Source organism: Enterococcus sp. MSG3290 (genome assembly GCF_050555565.1).
GTDB classification, from domain to species: domain Bacteria; phylum Bacillota; class Bacilli; order Lactobacillales; family Enterococcaceae; genus Enterococcus_B; species Enterococcus_B faecium.
In genome coordinates this window covers 2,669,550-2,692,500 of the sequence record NZ_CP187862.1, presented here as the reverse complement: position 1 = coordinate 2,692,500, position 22,951 = coordinate 2,669,550, and the positions used below count along the sequence as shown (strand labels likewise).

The 22,951-nt window shown below is 39.4% G+C and carries 18 protein-coding genes (1 of these 18 running past the window's edge); 10 read left to right on the top strand and 8 right to left on the bottom strand.

All coding sequences use genetic code 11. The annotated features are described in order from the left end of the window. From IGL31_RS12980 to gor, 5 genes are all read left to right on the top strand, one after another. Nucleotides 1-236, top strand: partial view of a CtsR family transcriptional regulator gene (locus IGL31_RS12980; protein ID WP_002289036.1) — the 3' portion only. 232 nt of this gene lie to the left of the window's left edge; only the last 236 of its 468 coding nucleotides appear in the window; its start codon lies beyond the left edge, outside the window; the stop codon is at nucleotides 234-236. A gap of 6 nt (nucleotides 237-242) precedes the next feature. Beyond that, complete coding sequence (locus IGL31_RS12975) at nucleotides 243-2,735, top strand: ATP-dependent Clp protease ATP-binding subunit (RefSeq protein WP_086299956.1); 2,493 nt, start codon at nucleotides 243-245, stop codon at nucleotides 2,733-2,735. A gap of 220 nt (nucleotides 2,736-2,955) precedes the next feature. Then, nucleotides 2,956-3,879 (top strand): peptidase U32 family protein, encoded by a 924-nt coding sequence (locus tag IGL31_RS12970; protein ID WP_086299957.1) that lies wholly within the window; start codon nucleotides 2,956-2,958, stop codon nucleotides 3,877-3,879. 5 nt (nucleotides 3,880-3,884) lie between these two features. Then, on the top strand, nucleotides 3,885-5,138 hold the full coding sequence (locus IGL31_RS12965) for a peptidase U32 family protein (protein ID WP_002318037.1): 1,254 nt from the start codon (nucleotides 3,885-3,887) through the stop codon (nucleotides 5,136-5,138). 133 nt (nucleotides 5,139-5,271) lie between these two features. Next, nucleotides 5,272-6,618, top strand: a complete 1,347-nt coding sequence (gor, locus tag IGL31_RS12960) for a glutathione-disulfide reductase (protein WP_002289031.1) — start codon at nucleotides 5,272-5,274, stop codon at nucleotides 6,616-6,618. 1,165 nt (nucleotides 6,619-7,783) lie between these two features. On the opposite strand, the gene menA is transcribed toward gor, so the two are convergent. From menA to pplA, 3 genes are all read right to left on the bottom strand, one after another. Then, complete coding sequence (gene menA / locus IGL31_RS12955) at nucleotides 7,784-8,737, bottom strand: 1,4-dihydroxy-2-naphthoate polyprenyltransferase (RefSeq protein WP_010728547.1); 954 nt, start codon at nucleotides 8,735-8,737, stop codon at nucleotides 7,784-7,786. A 12-nt stretch (nucleotides 8,738-8,749) separates the two neighbouring features. Then, complete coding sequence (locus IGL31_RS12950; protein ID WP_010728546.1) at nucleotides 8,750-9,853, bottom strand: FAD:protein FMN transferase; 1,104 nt, start codon at nucleotides 9,851-9,853, stop codon at nucleotides 8,750-8,752. Nucleotides 9,854-9,942: 89 nt separating this feature from the next. Then, a complete protein-coding gene (pplA, locus tag IGL31_RS12945; RefSeq protein ID WP_002289025.1) occupies nucleotides 9,943-10,878 on the bottom strand; it encodes an extracellular electron transfer flavoprotein PplA in 936 nt (311 codons plus the stop codon). Between the two features lie 301 nt (nucleotides 10,879-11,179). Between pplA and IGL31_RS12940 the strand changes: the two genes are divergently transcribed. The 4 genes from IGL31_RS12940 (at nucleotide 11,180) to IGL31_RS12925 (ending at nucleotide 15,576) form a co-directional block, all read left to right on the top strand. Next, nucleotides 11,180-13,114, top strand: coding sequence for an NAD(P)/FAD-dependent oxidoreductase (locus IGL31_RS12940; RefSeq protein ID WP_002289023.1), 1,935 nt, complete (start codon nucleotides 11,180-11,182; stop codon nucleotides 13,112-13,114). Between the two features lie 456 nt (nucleotides 13,115-13,570). Then, nucleotides 13,571-13,987, top strand: a complete 417-nt coding sequence (locus tag IGL31_RS12935) for a NusG domain II-containing protein (protein WP_002298268.1) — start codon at nucleotides 13,571-13,573, stop codon at nucleotides 13,985-13,987. A 13-nt stretch (nucleotides 13,988-14,000) separates the two neighbouring features. Beyond that, nucleotides 14,001-14,567, top strand: a complete 567-nt coding sequence (locus IGL31_RS12930; protein WP_002289378.1) for a Gx transporter family protein — start codon at nucleotides 14,001-14,003, stop codon at nucleotides 14,565-14,567. A gap of 22 nt (nucleotides 14,568-14,589) precedes the next feature. Beyond that, entirely contained in the window at nucleotides 14,590-15,576 is a 987-nt protein-coding gene (locus IGL31_RS12925) for a polyprenyl synthetase family protein (protein WP_002289380.1), read from the top strand. A gap of 154 nt (nucleotides 15,577-15,730) precedes the next feature. Here the strand turns inward: IGL31_RS12925 and scm are convergent, their stop codons facing one another. Next, nucleotides 15,731-17,908, bottom strand: a complete 2,178-nt coding sequence (gene scm / locus IGL31_RS12920) for a collagen-binding MSCRAMM adhesin Scm (protein WP_430619559.1) — start codon at nucleotides 17,906-17,908, stop codon at nucleotides 15,731-15,733. 286 nt (nucleotides 17,909-18,194) lie between these two features. Here scm and IGL31_RS12915 point away from each other — a divergent pair, with 286 nt between their 5' ends. Further along, nucleotides 18,195-18,719: a DinB family protein gene (locus tag IGL31_RS12915; RefSeq protein WP_002289384.1), complete on the top strand. Its 525-nt coding sequence runs from the start codon at nucleotides 18,195-18,197 to the stop codon at nucleotides 18,717-18,719. A gap of 316 nt (nucleotides 18,720-19,035) precedes the next feature. On the opposite strand, the gene IGL31_RS12910 is transcribed toward IGL31_RS12915, so the two are convergent. The 4 genes from IGL31_RS12910 to IGL31_RS12895 form a co-directional block, all read right to left on the bottom strand. Then, complete coding sequence (locus tag IGL31_RS12910; protein ID WP_086299959.1) at nucleotides 19,036-20,004, bottom strand: biotin--[acetyl-CoA-carboxylase] ligase; 969 nt, start codon at nucleotides 20,002-20,004, stop codon at nucleotides 19,036-19,038. Nucleotides 20,005-20,161: 157 nt separating this feature from the next. Continuing rightward, nucleotides 20,162-20,968, bottom strand: coding sequence for an ABC transporter ATP-binding protein (locus tag IGL31_RS12905; protein WP_002328805.1), 807 nt, complete (start codon nucleotides 20,966-20,968; stop codon nucleotides 20,162-20,164). After that, a complete protein-coding gene (locus IGL31_RS12900; protein ID WP_086299961.1) occupies nucleotides 20,965-21,870 on the bottom strand; it encodes an ABC transporter permease in 906 nt (301 codons plus the stop codon). The genes IGL31_RS12905 and IGL31_RS12900 overlap by 4 nt, the downstream gene beginning before the upstream one ends. A 17-nt stretch (nucleotides 21,871-21,887) precedes the next feature. Further along, nucleotides 21,888-22,856, bottom strand: coding sequence for an ABC transporter substrate-binding protein (locus IGL31_RS12895; protein ID WP_086299962.1), 969 nt, complete (start codon nucleotides 22,854-22,856; stop codon nucleotides 21,888-21,890). Nucleotides 22,857-22,951 lie beyond the last annotated feature (95 nt).

Genomic DNA, 22,951 nt, shown 5'->3' with positions numbered 1-22,951 from the left:
AAAAACAATTACTTGAGCAGATAAATCAGTTATTTGATGATACAATCAGTGAGAAAAATGCTTTTGCTATTATTCAAAAACTTTATGAAGACCAAATAATTACAAAAAAAGAAGGAAACTTGATGTTGAGTGCAATTGCAAAAAACACATTGAATTTCAATGAATATGAAGATCATACACGTGCTCGGATTCTCCGAGCATTTCTGGAACGTTTAAGTTATGAAGATGGGAAGTGAGATTAGATGGAAGAACTTTTTACTGAAAGAGCCCAAGCAGTATTAGAAATTGCACAAGAAGAAGCAAAACGATTGAAACATCAATCAGTTAGTTCAGAACATGTTTTACTAGCCTTAGTGGTCGAGCAAAATGGAATTGCTGGAAAAGTATTACGTGAAATGGATTTGAATGAAACGGAAATTTATGAAGAAATTGAACATCTGATTGGTTATGGTGGTATCCGTTCTTACCCTAAAGGAGTCTTTCTTCCATATTCACCAAGAATGAAACAAGTTTTTGCTTTAGCTAGCAGCGAAGTGAAGAAAACTGGTTCTCAAAAAGTTGGAACAGAACATATTTTGATGAGCTTATTAAAAGATGAAAGTATCATGGCTACTCGAATCATGATCAACTTAGGTATCAGCCTTTCAAAAGCCCGTCAAGTTCTGAAACAAAAAATGGGGCTAGCTGGTGATTCTGCTGGAAAAGGAATGAATCGTCGTAGAAATGTAAATGTACAAGATAAACGGCAAACACCGCAAGGAACACCTACGCTAGATTCATTAGCACGTGATTTGACGAAATTAGCAAAAGAAAACAAGCTGGACCCAGTTGTTGGTCGTTCGAGAGAAGTGAAACGGCTTATCCAGATTCTTAGCCGACGGACAAAGAATAACCCTGTACTGGTGGGTGAACCTGGTGTAGGCAAAACAGCCATTGCTGAAGGATTAGCTCAAAAAATCATTTTAGGTGAAGTGCCAGAAGACATGCAAGAAAAGCGCCTGATGATGCTTGATATGGGATCTTTGGTTGCTGGTACGAAATATCGCGGTGAATTTGAAGATCGAATGAAAAAGGTCATCGACGAAATCTATAATGATGGTCAAGTAATCTTATTCATTGATGAATTGCATACCTTAATTGGTGCAGGTGGAGCAGAAGGAGCAATTGATGCTTCGAATATCTTGAAACCGGCGTTAGCTCGAGGAGAATTACAAACGATCGGAGCAACGACCCTAGATGAATATCAAAAATATATCGAAAAAGATTCTGCATTAGAGCGACGTTTTGCTCGCATTCAAGTAGATGAGCCAACTCCTGAAGAAGCAGAAGTGATTCTTCAAGGATTGCGTACAAGATATGAAGAGCACCATGGAGTGGAGATCACAGATGAAGCTGTACGAGCAGCAGTCAATCTTTCTGTTCGTTATATCACTTCTCGTCAACTACCCGATAAAGCAATTGATTTGATCGATGAATCAGCAGCGAAAGTCCGTTTGGATCAAACCGATCACTTAACAAAATCAACTGTGATCAAACTAGAAATCGATGAACTAGTACAAGAAAAGGAAGCAGCGATCCAAAAACAAGACTTTGAAAATGCTGCTCAATTACGCAGACAAGAAAAAGCACTACGTAAAAAGCTGCAAAAAGTTTCTGCAATTGAAGCAAAACAGGAGCAAGGTTATTCTGATCGTGTAACAGAAGAAGATGTTGCTATAGTTGTATCGGAGTGGACTGGTGTCCCTCTACAGCAGTTGGAGAAAAAAGAAAGCGAACGCTTGTTAGAACTGGAAGGACTTCTGCATGAACGTGTCGTTGGTCAAGATGAGGCTGTCAAAGCAGTTTCACGTGCGATCCGCCGTGCACGAAGCGGATTGAAAGATCCTGATCGTCCAATTGGTTCATTCATGTTCCTTGGACCAACTGGTGTCGGAAAAACAGAATTGGCCAAAGCACTTTCAGAAGTCATGTTTGGGAGCGAAGATGCCCTGATCCGTGTTGATATGTCAGAATTTATGGAAAAATACAGTACAAGCCGATTAATCGGGTCTCCTCCAGGATACGTAGGGTATGATGAAGGTGGACAGTTGACAGAAAAAATTCGTCAAAAACCATATTCAGTGATTCTCTTAGATGAAGTGGAGAAAGCACATCCAGACGTTTTCAATTTACTTTTGCAAGTATTGGATGATGGTCATTTAACAGATTCTAAAGGTAGAAAAGTGGACTTTAGAAATACAATCATGATTATGACTTCAAATATCGGAGCGACACAAATTCGAGAAGAAAAAAATGTCGGATTCAATGTCCAAGATGTTACTAAAGATCACAAAGCCATGCAAAAACGTATCTTAGAAGAGTTAAAGAAAGCTTTCCGACCTGAATTCTTGAATCGAATCGATGAGACTGTCGTCTTCCATTCATTGAGTAAAGATGAAATCCATACAATCGTCCAAATCATGAGCAAAGCGATTATCAAACGATTGAAAGAACAAGATATTCAAGTGAAAATCACACCATCTGCAATCGATGTGATCGGGAAAGCTGGATTTGATCCTGAATATGGTGCACGTCCAATCCGTCGCGCACTTCAAAAAGAAATTGAAGATCGATTGAGCGAGGCTTTGCTTGGCGGAGAAATTCGTTTAGGTGACCACGTAACAGTAGGTGCTTCAAAAGGTAAGATCACATTGAATGTTCGCGGACCTAAAAAGGAAACAGTAGGTTCCCTATAGTTACTTGGCCTGTGTAGCTGAATTTTTATAATAGTAAGACTTGATTAAGAGGTTGTGACAAGATTTTTGTCACAATCTCTTTTTATATTTGGACAGAATATATCGAACTTTATTTTGATTTTTTGTGAAATAATTTTCAAAAATCCGACTTTAAATAGAAGAAGTATTGGAAAGTTTTTAGAGCTATGCTACTATTATGAAGTTGTAGGAGGAGAAAATTATGATCGAACTCATAACCACAGTAGAAACTATTGAACAAGCAGAACAGTTGCTTGCTGCAGGTGCAGATACACTATATTTCGGTGAAGAGCAATTTGGATTGCGTCTGCCTGCTTCATTTACACGAGAAGAACAGCGACAATTGGTAGAATTAGCACACAAGTATGGTAAAAAAGCGAATATTGCTGTAAATGGGATCATTCATCCTGAAAAAATGAAAAATGTACCTGAATATTTGGCTTTTTTAAAAGAAATAAACGTAGATGTGATCACAGTTGGTGATACAGGTATTATTTATACGATGAAAAAAAATCCTGAATTGCGTATACCGTATATTTATGATGCTGAAACATTAGTAACGAGCGCACGTCAAATCAATTTCTGGGCGAAAAAAGGCGCAGTTGGAGCAGTACTTGCTCGTGAAGTTCCTTTTGAAGAGATGAAGGCGATGGAAGAAAAACTCGATATTCCTGTAGAAACCCTTGTGTATGGTGCTACATGCATCCATCAATCCAAACGTCCACTGCTACAGAATTACTATAACTATACGAAACAAGACGAACAAAAAGATCGTGAAAGAGGTCTTTTTATCTCGGAACCTAAAAAAGAAGAGACACATTATTCTATTTATGAAGATAGTCATGGCACACATATTTTTGCCAGCAATGATCTGAATCTCTCGAATGAATTGAATGAACTTTATCAGCATCATTACTGTACATGGAAATTGGACGGATTATTTACTCCAGGCGAAAAATTCGTAAACATCACTCAACTATTCGCCGAAGCAAAAAAACAAATTTTAGAAGGTAGCTGGGATCAAGAAAAAGCGGAAAAAATGACTAGCGAAATCAGTAAATTGCATCCTGAAAACCGTGAATTAGATACAGGATTCTTTTATATTGATCCTTCTGCTATCAAATAAGGAGTATGATGAAAGAAATGACAGTAAAAAGAAAATTGAAACGACCAGAAATCCTAGCGCCAGCAGGAACACTGGAAAAGTTAAAAACCGCGATCCATTATGGAGCAGATGCAGTATATATTGGCGGGAATGCATATGGTTTAAGAAGCCGTGCAGGTAATTTTACTTATGAAGAAATGGCTGAAGGAGTTGCTTTTGCAAAAGAACATGATGCGAAGGTATACGTTGCTGCTAATATGGTCACCCATGAAGGAAATGAAGATGGAGCAGGGGAATTTTTCCGCAGTTTGCGTGATGTCGGTATTTCTGCAGTAATTGTTTCTGATCCAGCTTTGATCGAAATTTGTGCGACAGAAGCACCAGGTCTGCCGATCCATTTATCCACTCAAGCTTCAGCAACTAATTTTGAGACATTGGAATTCTGGAAAGAAGAAGGGTTGGAACGTGTCGTTTTAGCTCGTGAAGTTTCAATGGAGGAAGTGGCAGAGATTCGTAAAAATACGGATATCGAAATCGAAGCATTTATCCATGGTGCCATGTGTATCTCTTATTCTGGTCGATGCACATTGTCCAACCATATGTCGATGCGGGATGCAAACCGTGGCGGATGTTCTCAATCTTGTCGCTGGAAGTATGGATTGTTCGATATGCCTTTTGGTCAAGAACGAAACAGTTTAACTGATACAGGCGAAGTGGAAGAAGAATTCTCGATGAGTGCAGTGGATATGTCAATGATCGAACATATTCCAGAATTGATTGAAAACGGCGTAGACAGCTTCAAGATCGAAGGAAGAATGAAATCGATCCATTATGTATCTACGGTGTCAAATGTCTATAAAGCGGCTGTAGACAGTTATATGGAAGATCCTGAAAACTATGTCTGCAAGCAAGAATGGATCGACGAGTTATGGAAAGTAGCACAACGAGAATTAGCTACAGGTTTTTACTACAATACACCAACTGAAAACGAACAATTATTCGGTGAACGGCGTAAAATCCCAGTATATAAATTTGTCGGTGAAGTATTATCTTATGATGAGGCAACACAGATTGCTACGATACGTCAGAGAAACTTGTTTTCTGTAGGAGATGAAATCGAATTTTATGGTCCAGGATTCAGTCATTTCAGTCAAACCGTTGAAGTTATGCATAATGAAGAAGGCGAATCCATTGACCGAGCACCAAATCCAATGATGATTTTAACTATGCCAGTCGCACAGCCGGTGAAACCTGGAGATATGATCCGAAAACGTAAATAAGGAAAAAGCTGATATATCCCTGTTTTAAGCATCTTCGCATACAAAATCCAAGAAAAGTGTTACACTTGTTTTCTGTAGAAAAAGGATCGTTAAATAAAGGTTTTGATTGATCTCTTCAATAAGGAGGAACAAAATGCAAATATATGATTACATCGTAATTGGTGGCGGCTCTGGCGGTATTGCTTCAGCAAACAGAGCAGGGATGCATGGCGCAAAAGTTTTGCTGATTGAAGCGAATGAATTGGGCGGAACATGTGTCAACGTCGGTTGTGTACCTAAAAAAGTTATGTGGCAAGCAAGTACGATTTTGGAAACAATTGAACGAGATGCCTCAAGTTACGGTATCCAAGCAGATTTAAAAAATGTTGATTTCGCCGGTCTAGTAGAAAGACGAGAAAAATATATTGATTTTCTACACGGTGCTTATCAAAGAGGATTAGATAGCAATCATGTCGAGGCTATAAAAGGTTACGCTACTTTTATCGATAGTCAAACGATCGAAGTAAACGGTGAAACCTATCGTGCTCCTAAAATCTTGATCGCTACTGGAGGCCGTGCAAGTAAAATGACCATTCCTGGTGGAGAATACGCAATTGATTCAAATGGATTTTTTGAATTAACAGAGTTACCTAAGAGAGCAATCGTTTTAGGTGCTGGATACATTGCGGCTGAACTTTCAGGTGTGTTTCGTGGTTTAGGTAGTGAAGTCATGTGGGCATATCGAAAAGAAAGACCACTTAGAACGTTTGATAAAATGCTTTCGGACAATTTGATCCAAATGTACCAAGAAGCTGGAATAAAAACTTACGCACATCATATTGCTAAAGAAATTACTAAAAACAATGACGAATATACGGTGCTATTTGAAAATGGTGAAACCTTAACTGGTGATTGTGTACTTTTTGCCGGTGGACGTGTACCGAATACCGAAAAATTAGGTCTGGAAAATACAAATGTGGAATTGGACAAAAAAGGGTTTATCAAAGTAGATAAATACCAAAATACAACGGATGAACATATTTTTGCTGTTGGTGATGTGATCGGTAAATTAGATCTGACTCCTGTTGCAATCGCAGCTGGTAGACGTTTATCAGAACGTTTATTTAATGGAAAGAAAGATTCTTATCTTGACTATAAACTTGTTCCGACAGTCGTCTTTACGCATCCACCAATTGCAACAATTGGTTTGACAGAAGAAGAAGCATTGGAAAAATATGGCGAAAATGAATTGAAAGTTTATCGTTCACGCTTTACCCCAATGTACTTTGCATTAAATGATTATCGCCAAAAATGCGAAATGAAATTGATCTGTGTCGGAAAAGAAGAAAGAATCGTCGGCTTACATGCTATTGGTGTTGGTGTCGATGAGATGCTGCAAGGTTTTGCTGTGGCTATCAAGATGGGTGCAACTAAAGAAGACTTTGACAATACAGTAGCCATCCATCCAACAGGAGCGGAAGAATTCGTAACGATGCGATAATTTAATATTAACAGTTCCAACAGCTTTTTATTGAACAAACCATGTAAAACCAGAAAATCAGTATACTGATTTTCTGGTTTTTTGTTTTTTAGTTATTTATGTAAGATTGCTTCGATAATTCTCAAAACGAAATAAGTAGGGAAGTTGGAGATTTTGATTATCTTCGTAACTGACGAAGAGTAAATGAATCCATTTGGTATGCACTCTTAAGTTCAAAATTTTAAAAGAAATAGAAATGTATCGAAGAACAGATGATTAAAAAAGTGTGACTTTGTATAAATAAATTAGAAGAAGCAAACGAGGATGTTAAAAGAATACCATATAGTTACCAAACCAAGAAAGTTCTCGTCAAGTTCGCTGGTACGAATCAAATCAAGTGAAAAAAGGGACTGTGAAAAAAGTTGTGTCATAGTTAGTCACTTTTTCCGAACAAATGGTGTTCTCCTGCCAACTCCCAATCACAAGACACAATATTCATAAAACATGAGAAACTGTTTTTTGAACTTGTTCCTTGCGACTCGGAGCTAAACGGCAGACTCACGACCTCTTTCTTAAATGGTGTTCAATCAGCTGTCCTTCGGTATTAGCTCAAAAAACGGCAAAATATGAGGAACTATTTTTCCGTTTGTTTCTCTAATACTCAGGACAAAACGCTGATTTTACAACCTCCTGATAAACGGTGTTCAATCAGCTGTCCTTCGGTATTAGCTTAAAAAACGGCAAAATATGAGGGACTATTTTTCCGTTTGTTTCTCTAATACTCAGGACAAAACGCTGATTTTACAACCTCCTGATAAACGGTGTTCAAAAGCCAGTTTCTCGGTATTAAGCCAAATTTATGCAAAAATGTGGAAAGCCATTTTCACAAAATTTTTCTTAATACTCGAAACTAAGCGACTTTTTCACAACCTCTGATAAACGGTGTTCAAAAGCCAGTTTCTCGGTATTAAGCCAAATTTATGCAAAAATGTGGAAAGCCATTTTCACAAAATTTTTCTTAATACTCGAAACTAAGCGACTTTTTCACAACCTCCTGATAAACGGTGTTCAAAAGCTTGCATCTGCGGTAATAAGCCCAACCAAACGAAAAATATAAGGAGCTATTTTTATTTGGCTGTTCTTATTACTTGATGCAGGGCAGCTTTTTCACAACCTCTTCATGCTGTTAAATGGCTTGCATAATGATTGTTAGTAATAGCCCCAATACATAACTGGCATTGAATAAGACCATATTTTTGATGGAATAGCTGAAACTGATAGGCTGGGGTAACGTTTGCTTGAATTGATCCAAATGCTTCTTCACAATTGGCAAAGTCAAGAAGGTGACTAAGATCGGCCATTCATAGATACCACTCAACAGTCCCATCAAAATCACAAAATAACAAGCATACATCAATAGTTGGAATAACACTGTCCCTGCAGGGCGTCCGATATAAAAAACTAGTGTATAGCGATGATTTTCAATATCACGGTCAAGATCCCGCAAATTATTAGCCAACATGATATTGGCAATCGTAAACACCAAGGGTAAGGAAGCTAATACGATTGCTGCTATAGCCCAAAGATTTCCTACCAAAGCAAATTGTCCAGATGAAAAGTTGACTGTCAGATCATAGACATCTGAACCGAATGTATTGACATAAACGACCATGGCAAAAATTCCAAGGCCCATAGTCACCCCACTGAAAATTTCCCCTAAAGGCATTCGAGATAAAGGAATCGGTCCGAATGTATAGAATACTCCAATAAAACAACAGATAAATCCCATCAAAAGTAAAAGCCAACCCGTATTGAACGTTAAAATAACGCCGATAACAAAAACAAATGCAATCATAGCTAAAATCATGTTTCGAATCAATACAGGAGATAGATTTCTGCGGCCAATGACATTTTCTTCATACTTATATATTTCAGAATGAGCCTTTTCATAATCCATGTAATTATTGATAGCGGTAGTCGCTAAATCAAAAACTAGCATTCCAATAAAAAATAAAAAAGTGTTTAGCCAATGTATCTCATGAAAAAAAGCGATAGAGAATAATACCCCTACCGCAAAAGGAAATACACTAGCCACCTTTGTTCGTATTTCAACTACTTCTAAAAAGATTTTTAGTGTCATGGTTCGTACTCCTTATTTTAGTTCAGAACGGTCACCCATCGTGTAATGGGAGTCCTCCGATAATTTGAAGGTGTCTTTGATTGGATCGGTCACATATACTTTATCGTCTTTTGTCACGAAGATCGCTTCCGTCCCGTTATTCAATTCGCTTTCGACGTATTCCAGTCCTTTTTTCACACCCATTGAAAAGACTGCTGTAGACAACCCGTCACCATCAATTGATTTATCTGTTATGATCGTGACACTTGCGATATCATTGTCGAACGGATAACCCGTTTTTGGATCAAACAAATGATGGTATTTTTTGCCATCTACTTCTAAATAACGCTCGTAAATTCCAGAGGTAACTAATGTTTTGTTCCGTTCTTTAATAGAACCTAAAACAGATCCGCGAGCCATGTTCGGATCTTGGATGCCGACTGTCCAGTCTTGGTTTTCGCCTCTTGGGCTGTGGCCTAAGACATAGACATTACCGCCCAAGTCAACGATGGCAGTGGTCACTCCTTGTTTTTTCAAGACTTTCACTACTTCGTCCGTAATGTAACCTTTGGCGATTGCACCTAAATCGATGATCATTCCTTTTTCTTTTAGATAAACAGTTTTTTCTTTGTCATTTAGTTCGATCTTATGATAATCCACTAATTTCAATGCCTGATCGATTTCTTCTTGGGAAGGTTTTCTGGCGTCATCAAAACCGATTCGCCATAATTGTGTGATTGCACCAATCGCCATATCGAATCCGCCTTGAGAATCTTGACTATATTCGTAGGCCCGCTTGACTAACGTGTAGACATCATCAGAAACTTTTACTGGTTTGATTCCAGCTTGCTCATTCACTTCATCGATCTCAGAACCTTTTTGATTGATCGTGATTTTATCACCAAGTTCTTTTACTCGATCGAAGGCAGGTTTCAATGCTGATTCTTTGCCTTCATCATACACACGGATACGAACGTAAGTCCCTAACAAGAACTGTTCATCAGAATATGGATCTTTCAATATCTTGGTAGCTGCTGAACTTTCAGTGGTTGTATTTTTTGCTGAATCAGTGCAGCCAGTTAGCACCATAAAAGAGATGCCCAGTGTGATTAAGGAAAATAGTAGTTTTTTCCGCATTTTTTTCCTCTCTTCATTTTGAAAGGTGAGACGACTGCCTAATCTGGCTATCGTCCCACCCTCCAACTTTTATTAGTATGATTATGTGATTATTTTTCTGTTACGATATTATCTACTTCGATTGTTTGAGTGTCGCCTTTTTCAGCTGCATTCACTAATTGTTGTGCGTACATGATGAATGAATGTGAGCTGTGTGTAGCACCTGTAACAACTTCTACATTAGCAGGTGAGCCATCTTCTTCGCCCATTGCTTTGACGAATTCGTCGTTCAGAGTAGGGATGTAAGTTTTTGGTTCTGTACCGCTTTTTGCTTTCATATTTTCATTATATTCTGTATCATCTTGTTTTGATTTACCGTCTTTGTCGATATAATCAAAGTTTGATTCAGTTACTTTGCCGCCAGCAACTGTCATTTCGAATTGCACACGGTAGCCGTTAGAGTAGTTCTTTTCTTCAAGCTTGTAAGTGCCGTCTTTCAAATCAGCACCATTGTCGATTTCGATTGTATCTGTGTTACCAGCTTGAGCAGCTTGGATCAATTGTTGTGCGTAGTTTTGGAAGCTTTCAGATGAGTGAGTAGCTCCAGTTACGACTTCCACACCGCTTGCGCTTTGTGCTTTTAAGAATTGGTCATTCAACTCAGGAATGTATTTTTCTGGGTTTGTGCCAGATTTTGCTTCCATGTTTTTGTTGTATTCTGCATCTTTTGTTTTTGATTCGCCGTTTTCATTGACGTTATCATATTTTGATTCAGTGATTTTGCCGTCTTTTACAACCATTTCAAAGACTGCACGGTAACCATTTGAATAATTTTTTTCTTCTAATTTATATGTGCCGTCTTGCAAATCTCCGCCAGCTACAACTTTTGCAGATGATTCTGTTGTGCTTTTTGCAGTCGAAGATTGTGCTGTAGATGATTCAGAAGAAGAGTTTGAGCTTCCGTTGTCATCTGCGCCGCAAGCGCCTAACACTAGAGCTGAAAATGCTAATACGGCAAATCCAGTTACAAAACGTTTTTTCTTCATTTTAATACCCCACCATTCCATTTTTAGTCCACAATTTTTCTTTGTGATTCATTATACATTCTAATCTTTTTAGCCTATAAGTCAACTATTTTTGATAAATAACCCATGTAATATTTCAAACGTTTTCTTTCAGCAAATTTCGTGAAAAAACGCTTTATTTTAAAATTTGAAAAAAATCCAAAAGGAGTTAGACAAAAGAACAGAACATCTATATAATATATGGAGATTGTGTAATAAGTATCAAACTAAAAGAATTATCATATATTCATTATATAGATAGTCTATAAGGAGCGGATGATCAATGGCAAAGCAAAATATTGTCGTTGTAGGAGCAGGATATGCCGGTGTTTCAGCTACAAAATACTTGGCAAAGAAACTGAAAAAAGAAGATGTAGCAATTACTCTGATCGATCGTCATTCGTACCATACTATGATGACCGAGTTGCATGAAGTAGCTGGCGGACGTGTAGAACCAGAAGCAATCCAATACGATCTGCAGCATTTGTTTGCTCGTCAAAAGAATGTACAACTTGTCACAGACACTGTAATCGGTATCGATAAAGAACGAAAAATCGTCAAGACCAAATTAGGTTCCTATCCTTTTGATCAGCTGATCCTTGGAATGGGCGGAGAGCCGAATGACTTTGGTACACCTGGTGTCAAAGCACACGGATTCACCCTTTGGTCATTTGAAGATTCTGTAAGGATTCGGGAACATATTGAGAAGACAGTAGCAAAAGCTGCATTGGAACCAGATGATGAACTGCGTAAAGCCATGCTGACTTTCGTTGTCTGTGGTTCTGGATTTACCGGTATTGAAATGATTGGGGAACTGATCGACTGGAAAAATCGCCTAGCCAAAGATTATAAATTAGATCCAAACGAAATCACACTGATGGTCGTAGAGGCAATGCCGACGATCTTGAATATGTTGGATCGAAATGATGCTGCAAAAGCTGAACGCTATTTGCGTAAGCACAACGTGGAATTATTATTGAATGCACCAATCGTAGAAGTGGCTGCTGATCATATCAAATTGAAAGACGGACGCAACATTCCGACTCACACACTGATTTGGACAGCTGGTGTCAAAGGAACTTCTGACGCTGCTGACTTTGGATTAGAATCAGCACGCGGACAGCGGTTGATCGCCAATGAATATATGCAGGCAAAAGGCTACGAAGATAAAAACATCTATATCATTGGTGATTTAGTCTTTTATGAAGAATTCCCAGGAACACCGACACCGCAGATCGTTCAAGCTGCTGAACAAACAGGACACACAGCCGCAGCGAATATCGTGGCTTCGATCAAAGGCGGAGAAAAGCATAAATTTAAAGGAAACTATCAAGGATTTATGGTTTCTATTGGTGCCAAATGGGGGGTAGCTAACCTATTTGATAAGATCCATTTAAGCGGATTTTTAGCTATCGTAATGAAACATATCGTGAATTTGAAATACTTCTTTGATATTCGTTCTGGTTATTATATGTTCCAATATTTAATGCATGAGTTTTTCCATATCAAAGATGATCGCAACGTGACTCGAGGACATTCTTCTCGTTACGGCAACGTCTTATGGAGTGTGCCACTTCGTATTTTCTATGGTTTAGTTTGGTTCGTTGAAGCCTCCAAAAAAATCATTGGGAATGGTGAAGTGTTCAAACCAAGTACTTGGTTTGGTGAAGGATCATGGTTCACTGGAAACAGTGTGTTCCCTTGGACATGGGAATACAATGTAACAGATGTTGCCAGTGGTGCTTCTGCTGCTGGTGATGCAACCACAGCTGCCAGCGGAGCAGGGGCAAGTGCCGGAGAAGCAGCGACTCAAGCTGCACATTTTGGTTTGAGTTATGCATACGGTGAAGAACCAATGGCTGTGATTGAGAAGTCACCAGACTGGTTCACAAAGATCATGCAAGTGATCATGCCAAACAATGATGTAGCAATGTTCTTCCAAAAATTCATGGTATTCTTTGAAATTGCCTTGGCATTAGCATTGATTGCTGGATTATTCACATGGCTATGCAGTGCGACAACGATTGTATTGGTGATCACGTTCTGCTTATCAGGCATGTTTTACTGGGTAAACATTTGGTTCATTTTTGTTGCTTTCGCATTGATGAACGGTTCCGGACGTGCGATTGGGTTGGATCGCTGGGTAATTCCATGGCTACAACGTACACTAGGTAATTGGTGGTACGGTAGACCAAGTTCCCAGTACGGCAAGAAATAAATAGATAAAGAACGTTATTTGAATGCAAGATTTCAATAGAAAGGGGCTGAGACAAACCGTCACAGCCTCCTTTTTATGTAAAATTAAAGGAATAAGATGCCCGAGATAAGCCTCCATGAGCAAGACACAGGTGTCACAACCTCTGTTACAACCTCTTGTTATAAACGGTGTTCCAGAAGTAGCTTCTTCGAAAAATAAGCCGAAATTTCACAAAAACTTGAAAAGTAATTTTCGTAAATTCCTTCTTATTTCTTGAAGTTGCCCACTTCTGTCACAACCTCTTGTTATAAACGGTGTTCCACCTGCTGCTTCTCGGTAATAAGCCCAAAGAATTAGAAAACATGGAAAGCTGTTTTCTATTCTTCGTTCTTATTACTCAAAGCAAGACACAGGTGTCACAACCTCTTGTTTTTATGCTAAAATTGGGTGAGTTAATCTGGAAAAAGGAGAACAAAAATGAGCCTTAAAGAATTTGCTGAAAAAAGTCTGCTCAAACCTTGGGATGTTTTTATTATTTTGCTTTTGACTGTTCTTTCTTTTTTACCAGTCATGATTTTTGGTCTTCAGCAAAACACCGCAACAGCAGAAAAAGAAGCGGTACTGCGTGTGGATGGCACAGAAATCAAAACATTCCCTTTGATGGCTGGAGAAGAGAGCTACACATATACTTACAAAGATGAACACGGAGATTATAACTTGATCGAGATAGATGGCGATCGAGTACGGATAAAAGAAGCAGATTGCGATGACCAGATCTGCGTACGTCGAGGCTGGGCAACGAAAAATGGCGAAACCATCGTCTGTTTGCCACATAAATTAGTGATCGAAGTCCGTTCAACAGATGGAGGTGACGAAGACAGTCTGATTTATTAGACCTTCACACACCATGAGTAAATTACAAAAAATGATTTATATTTCGCTACTTGTTGCACAAGGAGTGATCATTGGTTTATTGGAAAATATGATCCCTTATCCTTTTTCTTTTGCGCCTGGTGCAAAACTAGGCTTAGCCAATCTAATCACGATCGTTGCCATTTTTACCATGAAAAAACGAGACAGCTTCTTACTACTTTGGCTACGACTATTCCTGACTACTTTGCTAGGCGGAACGATTTCCACATTCCTTTATAGTATGAGTGGTGCTTTGCTTAGTTATTTTGGAATGTTATTGGTCAAGCAATTAGGACCAAAACGTGTCAGTATCATCGGAATTAGTGCGGCCGGCGGTTTCATGCATAATGTCGGACAGCTTTTGATGGCTTCTTTCATTGCACAATCATGGACAGTCATGTTGTACTTGCCAGTCCTTTCAGTTTTAGGGATTTTATCAGGGATTGCAATCGGGATCGCAGCGAATTATCTTTTACGACATGTGCAGACACTTCAACGATTCCAAAAAGATTATGAGCAGGGAACCAAACAAAAATGGAGCCCAATGTTTACCAAAAAATAATCGTCACACAAGGAGTTTTTTTATGAAGCTACATCCAATGTGGGAAAACTATCCTGCTTTAAGTAAAGAATTGACAGAAACACTAAAACGGATGGAAGAAACTGTCCGCCTGAAAAACAAACCTGTCGAACAAGCAATCAAAGAAACGATCCATGCCGGCGGAAAGCTGTTGCGTCCTGCCTATCAGCTATTGTTCTCACAATTTGGACCAGAGCAAGATCGAGACAAAGCCATCGCTTTGGCAGCTTCTATCGAAATGCTCCATACGGCCACACTGATCCATGATGATATCGTTGATGAAGCGGATCTGCGACGTGGTCAGCCTAATATCCGTAGTCAGTTTGGTAATGTCGTTTCTGTCTATGCAGGAGACTATTTATTTGTCTGCTGTTTTAAACTATTGTCTGATTACTCCACTTCCTTGAAAAGTCTCCAATTGAATTCTCGCAGTATGGAAAAAGTATTGAATGGCGAATTAGGGCAGATGGATGATCGCTATAATTATGAACTTTCTGTAAAAGAATATTTGGAAAATATTTCAGGTAAGACAGCTGAACTGTTCCAATTAAGTTGTTCTGTTGGCGCTTTTGAAAGTGGAACAAGCGAGCGCTTCGCAAAAAAAGCAGGAGATATCGGACTTTCTATCGGGATGGCCTTTCAGATTATCGATGATATTTTAGATTATACAAAAGAGAGCCAGGAAATCGGCAAACCTGTACTAGAAGACATGCGTCAAGGGGTCTATTCTTTACCGTTGATCTACTCTTTGCAAAAAAACAAACCAAAGCTACTACCTTATTTAGAGAAGAAAGCGGCAATGACAGAAGAAGATGTCGACGCCGTACGCAAAATCGTTGAACATACAGGAGGCGTGGAAGAAGCTAGGAAGTTAGCGGCCTCTTACACAGAAAAGGCTTTGAAGGAAATAAAGAAATTACCTGCCACCTCTCTTCGAACAAAAGAGAATCTCTTTTCCCTTACCCAACTGATTTTGGATCGCAAAGACTGAATAGGGAAAGGTTCGATACGTAAATAAATTTCTCAGAAGGAAATCTACGTGTTTTTTGACAAATTGAATTGTAGTTCTTGTATTTATGATAAAAAGCAAAAATAAAGAGCAACGTCCGTTAGCGACGTTGCTCTTTTTTATCTTGAATATTTTTTTACCTTTTCGATTTCTTATAACTCATAAAAGTGATTCTTAAACCGATTACAAGTAATATAACGCCTGCGAGTGTTATCCAATTATTCGATTGACTTCCAGTTTTAGGAAGTGCTCTTTTTGATTTGTTTCCATTGTCATTGCTTGTTTTATTAGTTAAGTTAAAGTTCGTCCTGTTATCCGAACTTGTTTTTGAGAAGGAGACACTTGCATGACGTGTATCGCTTGTGGTAGACGACGTGTCTGTACTATCGCTTGAAGTTGATGAATCTGAGCTATCACTTGTGGTAGAGATTGTATCTGTACTGTCGCTTGAAGCTGACGTGTCCGTGCTATCACTTGTAGTGGTAGATGAATCTGAGCTGTCGCTTGTGGTTTTAGTACCTGTACTGTCACTTGAAGCTGATGAATCTGAGCTATCACTTGTGGTAGAGGATGTATCTGTACTGTCACTTGAAGCTGACGTGTCCGTGCTATCACTTGTAGTGGTAGATGAATCTGAGCTGTCGCTTGTGGTTTTAGTACCTGTACTGTCACTTGAAGCTGATGTGTCCGTGCTATCACTTGTAGTGGTAGATGAATCTGTACTGTCACTTGAAGCTGATGTGTCCGTGCTATCACTTGTGGTAGAGGTAGTATCTGTACTATCGCTTGAAGTTGATGAATCTGAGCTATCACTTGTGGTAGAGGTAGTATCTGTACTGTCGCTTGAAGCTGACGTGTCCGTGCTATCACTTGTGGTAGAGGATGTATCTGTACTGTCGCTTGAAGTTGATGAATCTGAGCTATCACTTGTGGTAGAGGTAGTATCTGTACTGTCGCTTGAAGCTGACGTGTCCGTGCTATCACTTGTAGTAGTAGTTGAATCTGAGCTGTCGCTTGAAGCTGACGTGTCCGTGCTATCACTTGTAGTGGTAGTTGAATCTGAGCTGTCGCTTGAAGCTGACGTGTCCGTGCTATCACTTGTAGTGGTAGTTGAATCTGAGCTGTCGCTTGAAGTTGATGAATCTGAGCTATCACTTGTGGTAGAGGTAGTATCTGTACTGTCGCTTGAAGCTGACGTGTCCGTGCTATCACTTGTGGTAGAGGTAGTATCTGTACTATCGCTTGAAGCTGATGAATCTGAGCTATCACTTGTGGTAGATGTATCTGTACTGTCGCTTGTGTCTGTCGTATCTGTACCATTGTCGCTGATAAATATTTCGTTAGGATCCCAACGATTGGTAGCTGCATCTAAAATCACATTTGTCCCTATAATCGTTCCGTCTTGGTTTTGAGTAATGCGGATAGTAGCATTAGGCGCAAGGATTGTTCCTTGAAAAGGAGCACTGATTGTCAAATCAGTCATCTCATTTCCAAAATTCCAAGAGATATTCGCATCCGAAAAATCTTCTGTTTCATGATTTGAACGATCATTGTATTTGATTGGTGACTGTACGTTCAATGCAGAAGAACTGTTGATGACATTAAATACAACTACTTGATCATTTGGATTGATGATTTGAAGTGGCGTATTCATCGTTAACACTTCTGCATCGATATTTACCAATAAAAACCCGGTATCTGATAAACCAGTTAAATCGATTGTCCGATTGTTCATGTCTGGAAAATCTGCAACAGTATATGTTTTAGCTGGAGTGATGGTTGCAAGATCATTTGCTGCTACATTCAATTTAGCAAATTCCTGCTCGAAATCAATATATTCATGCCCAGCACGATCTTTATAAAAATCATCTGGAGTTAAGTGATCAAGCCTGGATCCATTGACTGTAGGATGACCATCTTGAAGTGCTACATCCACGTTACTGCCAACGACAAATTTATTCATTCTTGTGCCACCTGTAGGTATGCCTGAAGAATTAGCGAAAGAATCAGTTTTTTGTATATAATTTATTTCTTGGTTCAATAAACCTTCATGAAGCTCTGTACCAAAATTATTTTTTGCATCAAGTTCATGTGTTGCTATATTTCCGTCTGTATGTGCATTCACAGTTGTCTTATTTTTAGCAAATACGTGGAATTGACTAGCAATTCCTAACAAGCCATAGTTACCAGTTAGATCATTATAAATATTCCCAGGGTCTTTAGGAATGTATGTTTCCGCTGAAACGGCCACACCATACGAAAAGATATTGAACAACAAAGCAACTAGGACTAGTAAACTTGCCCTTTTTTTCATTTTTCCCCTTCCTTTCCTTTCAAACATTTTCCTATTATACTCTTTTTCTCCTAGTCTTAAACTGTTCGTTTGAAAAATCATTGTTTATTTAAAGAATATTAATGAAACGTTCATATTGTTGCTTCTTGTTCAATTGATAGTTCGACACTATCTTTTTCTTTCAATCTCCAAACTATTGATGATGGTGACTGTTAAAGTGTAAAAAATAAGGGTGTGTAGTAACATATAAGTAGGTATCCTAGAATTAGGAAAAAGTAAGTAGGATAAATAAAAAGGAGGAAAATAAATGGATTATTTAGATATGCTATGCGAGAGTGTGGATCGGGCATACGATCGGTTTGAACGTTTGTTTGAAGGCGTCTCTATTGAGGAGGCCAATCGTTTTCCAGTGGAAGATAGAGCCCCGCAGATCAAATCAATGACTTGGCTGGCTTGGCATACCGCTCGAGAATTAGATTTCCAGATTGCTGATTTAGCAGGAACTTCTCCAATTTGGCATAGTCAAGACTGGGAAAGCCGGTTTCCGATGACGATAGCAGATAACGAACAAGATTGGAAGCATAGTCTGGAACAAGCAAAGCAGATCCAAGCTAATCAAATAGAAGATCTGCTAGGATACTTGCGAGGAGCTGCTGATTTTGCTATTTCTTACTTAAGAAGGCTGGAACCTTCCGAGCTAGATGAAGTAATTGACGAGAACTGGACACCACCAGTCACACGAGGAATGCGTCTCGTTTCTATTATTGATGATGCTGCTATGCACTCTGGTCAGGTGATCTATGCGAGACGTTTGTTGGGATTAAGAGATTAAGGCACTAGCTAAAAAAGAACTTACGGCAAAATAAGTCGCAAGTTCTTTTTTGTTTTTATCGTTACCCATGGTCTATCTATAAGATTGAAAAAGGAAGCGGCCTGCTATCTCTTTTGATCGTGTAAACTGATGACTCTCTTGTTTTTTGCATTGATTCATTTAAAGAAAGTGTACCATGCTTTATAGATATTTTTAGAATACCTTTTTCTAGAGGATAGAGAAACTGTCAGCTGATAGAATAAGGAGAGTCTTTTGAAGAGAATTCAGAAAAAAGGACACTGTATGAGATCAGGTGTCCTTTTGTGAAATCTGATAATTATTGCGTACGGATAGATGTGAGACTGATTTCGCCAGAAGACAAACTCATCTTCTGTTCATTTGTTTGGACGATCAGTTCGCCATGATCACCGATTTCTTTTGCAAGACCGACATAAGTCGTTCCTTTTTGATTGAACGACACGGTTTTTCCCAATACGAATGATTTTTCTTTATAGAAGTCCAACGCTTTTTCTGGGTGAGAAAGATAAGTGAACAATTCTTGCCAGATTTTGCTGATTAGCTGATTCCTTGTGACACTAGCTTGTCCGTCGGGAAATACAGAGATGGCTTTTTCTTGGAGATCAGCTGGAAAATGATTTTGAGGAACAGAAAAATTAAGCCCGATCCCAATGATGATATGACTGATCCTGCCGCTTTCCATATCACTGACTGCTTCAGATAAAATCCCACAGACTTTTTTTCCATCCATGTAGATATCATTGACCCATTTGATCGAAGCAGAACGACCGGTTACAGATTCAATGGCTTTCACACAGGCACTGGCTGCGATGATCGTATATTGAGGCAATTCATCAAACCGTTTGTCTGGATGGAGCAAGAGACTCATGTAGATTCCTCGTCCAGGTTCAGCGAAAAAAGGCCGTCCAAAACGTCCACGAGCTTGTTCTTGTGTATCAGCAACAAATAACTTCGAAACAGAATCTCCTTGAGCTGCTGCCAGTTTGGCATCTTTCATCGTAGATTCAGAAGTCAACATCGTTTGTACTTTCAAATCAGGAATAAACGACCGTAGCTCTTGCTGGATTTCTTTTGCATCTAGTACGTCAGAGGGCAGGTAATGATACCCTGTAGGCCCGTGCTCAAAACGATAGCCTGCCTTTTCCAATTCTTTGATGGCTTTCCAAATACTTGTCCGGGAAACTTCCAGTTGCTGTGCCAACTTTTCTCCGGAAAGAAAATCTGGTGTCTTTTTCAATAATTGAAGTACCTTGTCTTTCGTTGTCATGGCATCAAGCTCCTTTCTCATCCATTCTATCAGGAAGAAGGAGAGAACAAAATAGTTTTCGAAGAAACAACGGTTGATACATAAAGCAAAAACGAAAGAAGGAAAGAGAAAAAAGAAGAGGGTGGGCGTTCATTTTTTTGTCCCAGCCTCTTTCTGATTATGAAGATAAAAGTACTTGATCGTCTTTTAATGCCGTGCCGCTGTTTTGTTTGAACAACGCTAATAATTGGGGCACTGTGAGCTGCTGTTTTTCCTCTTGCTGGATATCTACGACGATCCTTCCTTGGTGCAGCATGATCAGTCGATTCCCATAGCGGATCGCGTCTTCCATGTCATGAGTGACCATAAAAGCAGTGAGATTCTGCTCAGTGATCAGCTTTTCTGTCAATTCCATCACCGTTTTGGAAGTAGCAGGGTCAAGCGCTGCAGTGTGTTCATCTAATAAGATCAGTTCTGGACGCTGTAATGTGGCCATCAATAACGTAATAGCTTGACGTTGTCCTCCAGACAGCAAACCGATTTCTGAGGATAAACGATTTTCCAACCCCAAATTTAGCCGAGCCAGCTGGTCTTTGAAAAATGTTCGGTCTTGTGGTTTGACACCACGGAAGAAGCCGCGTTTTTTTCCTCGTTTCATAGCAAGAGCAAGATTTTCTTCTACCGTTAAACGAACGGCTGTCCCTAGTTTAGGATCTTGGAATACGCGACTGATGGATTTCGAACGTTCGACAACAGATTTTTTCGTGATATTTTTTCCATTCAATAAAATTTGTCCCTGATCGACAGAAAATGTACCGGCGATGCTGTTCAGCAAAGTAGATTTACCAGCCCCATTTCCACCGATGATCGTCACGAAGTCGCCGGGATCTAAGGAAAGATTAATGCCTTTCAGGACATGATTTTCGTTGATCGTTCCTTTTTCAAAGGTATGATGGAGATTTTCCAATGTTAAGACGTCATTCATTTGACACTACCGCCTTTCTTTTTTTGAGGTAAATGGAATTTTTGCTGGATCTGCGGGAAAGAAAGACAGATCACTAGCACGAAAGCAGAAGCAAGTTTCGAATCACTTGGTTCAACATTCAGTTCGAAGACTAACGCTAAAATAAAACGATAAATGACCGCACCTAAAACGACAGTCAAGAGACGGAGAAATAGTGGCTGGTTACGTAACAAAACTTCTGCGATGATAATAGAAGCAAGTCCAATTACGATCGTTCCAATACCAGAATTCAAATCAGCAAAGCCGTTGTTTTGCGCAAGCAAGGAGCCAGAAAGAGCAATGCATCCATTAGAGATCATATAACCGATGATCTTCATATTATCTGTGTTGATCCCGTTCGCTTCGCTCATTGCCAGATTATCGCCAGTTGCACGAATAGCAAGTCCTGTTTCTGTACGTAAGAACAAAACAAGTAAACATACAACGATCAAAGCAAAAAGCAGGCCAACAATCAGTACAGCGTTGTCTTTTGCTATGCCGAATGACTCGACCCAATGAAAGATCGTTGGCTGACCCAATAAAGAGATGTTCGGCGCACCCATCACACGGGACGTGACAGAATATAAACCAGTCATGGTGATGATCCCTGCAAGAAGGGCGGGAATTTTCAATTTTGTGTGAAGCAGTCCGGAAACAAGCCCTGCTGCCGCACCCCCTAAAAAGCCTAGAAGACAAGCTGTCAATGGATGATAGCCATTTGTAATACTTACTGCCGCGATCCCTGCACCTAAAGGGAAGCTTCCTTCAGCAGTCAAGTCGGCAATGTCCAAGATACGGAAAGTGACGTATACACCAATCGCAAGTAGGGCCCATAAGACCCCTTGCGATGCAGATGATAAGAAAAGAGAGAGCAAATTTGTCATGAGAATCCTCCTGTGTTTTATTCAGCTTCTTTGATGCTTTCTGGATTGATGCCTAATGCTTTGGCCATGTCTTTATTGACATACAGTTCCAAATCATTCGCTGTTTCGACAGGAAGTTCACTTGGCTTCTTGCCGTCTAAGATTTTTGCTGCCATGATCCCTGTTTGTTTGCCCAAGCTTTCGTAGTCGATTCCTACTGTTGCTAGACCGCCGTCTTTGACTTGATCAACTGCGCCAGCAACGACAGGTGTTTTTGTTTCTTTTGCGACTTCACCGACAACACTTGCCGCACTTGCGAACGTGTTATCAGTAGGAATATAGATTCCATCTACATCTTTAGCTAGACTTTTCGTCACTTGTTGGACATCATTTGTGGAATTTGCTGTCAGTACTTTGACTTTGACTCCCGCTTTTTTCAATTCTTTTTCTGCCAAATCAGCTTGGATCTTAGAGTTTGCTTCACCGTTGTTATACATGATGCCGATTTTTTTGGCGTCTGGCACGATATTTAACAGTAAGCCGATTTGTTTTTCGATTGGCACCATATCTGTCGTGCCAGTCACATTGCCGCCAGGTTTTTCATTGGATGTGACTAAATGGGCTTGTTCCAAGTCTGTGACCGCTGTGACAGTCATCGGGATAGTGGTTGTTTCATTTAATAAAGATTGTGCTGCTGGAGTGGCGATCCCGAGTAGCAAATCAGGATCTTCTTTGACGAGTTTCTCACTCATACTTTTCAGGTTGTCTTGATTGTTTTGGGCATTTTGATAATCGATTGTTAGATTATCGCCTTCTTTATACCCTTCTTCTGCTAATCCTTCTTTGAATCCTTTATAGGCAGCGTCTAACGAGTTATGTTGTACAAGTTGCAATACGCCAATTGTTTTTTGTCCATCTGATGCCTCTGCGGAATTGTCTTTTTGTGCGCAACCTCCTAAAGCTAGTAGCAGGGCAGCGCCTAATCCGATGATTATATTTTTTTTCATTTCTTTTTCCTCCTTAATTTTGGGAAACAAAAAATCCATTCAGACAAAATGTCCAAATGGATTGAAAAGTCGGAAAATAAATTGAAAAAGTAGAA

What these genes read in the sequence shown, in the direction of transcription:
- IGL31_RS12895 (WP_086299962.1), bottom strand. Translation starts at nt 22,856, where the DNA reads ATGAAAAAAAATATAATCATCGGATTAGGCGCTGCCCTGCTACTAGCT.
- IGL31_RS12965 (WP_002318037.1), top strand. Translation starts at nt 3,885, where the DNA reads ATGATGAAAGAAATGACAGTAAAAAGAAAATTGAAACGACCAGAAATC.
- IGL31_RS12925 (WP_002289380.1), top strand. Translation starts at nt 14,590, where the DNA reads ATGAAGCTACATCCAATGTGGGAAAACTATCCTGCTTTAAGTAAAGAA.
- menA (WP_010728547.1), bottom strand. Translation starts at nt 8,737, where the DNA reads ATGACACTAAAAATCTTTTTAGAAGTAGTTGAAATACGAACAAAGGTG.
- IGL31_RS12935 (WP_002298268.1), top strand. Translation starts at nt 13,571, where the DNA reads ATGAGCCTTAAAGAATTTGCTGAAAAAAGTCTGCTCAAACCTTGGGAT.
- IGL31_RS12930 (WP_002289378.1), top strand. Translation starts at nt 14,001, where the DNA reads ATGAGTAAATTACAAAAAATGATTTATATTTCGCTACTTGTTGCACAA.
- IGL31_RS12940 (WP_002289023.1), top strand. Translation starts at nt 11,180, where the DNA reads ATGGCAAAGCAAAATATTGTCGTTGTAGGAGCAGGATATGCCGGTGTT.
- IGL31_RS12970 (WP_086299957.1), top strand. Translation starts at nt 2,956, where the DNA reads ATGATCGAACTCATAACCACAGTAGAAACTATTGAACAAGCAGAACAG.
- IGL31_RS12950 (WP_010728546.1), bottom strand. Translation starts at nt 9,853, where the DNA reads ATGCGGAAAAAACTACTATTTTCCTTAATCACACTGGGCATCTCTTTT.
- IGL31_RS12905 (WP_002328805.1), bottom strand. Translation starts at nt 20,968, where the DNA reads ATGAATGACGTCTTAACATTGGAAAATCTCCATCATACCTTTGAAAAA.
- IGL31_RS12900 (WP_086299961.1), bottom strand. Translation starts at nt 21,870, where the DNA reads ATGACAAATTTGCTCTCTCTTTTCTTATCATCTGCATCGCAAGGGGTC.
- IGL31_RS12915 (WP_002289384.1), top strand. Translation starts at nt 18,195, where the DNA reads ATGGATTATTTAGATATGCTATGCGAGAGTGTGGATCGGGCATACGAT.
- scm (WP_430619559.1), bottom strand. Translation starts at nt 17,908, where the DNA reads ATGAAAAAAAGGGCAAGTTTACTAGTCCTAGTTGCTTTGTTGTTCAAT.
- IGL31_RS12975 (WP_086299956.1), top strand. Translation starts at nt 243, where the DNA reads ATGGAAGAACTTTTTACTGAAAGAGCCCAAGCAGTATTAGAAATTGCA.
- gor (WP_002289031.1), top strand. Translation starts at nt 5,272, where the DNA reads ATGCAAATATATGATTACATCGTAATTGGTGGCGGCTCTGGCGGTATT.
- IGL31_RS12910 (WP_086299959.1), bottom strand. Translation starts at nt 20,004, where the DNA reads ATGACAACGAAAGACAAGGTACTTCAATTATTGAAAAAGACACCAGAT.
- pplA (WP_002289025.1), bottom strand. Translation starts at nt 10,878, where the DNA reads ATGAAGAAAAAACGTTTTGTAACTGGATTTGCCGTATTAGCATTTTCA.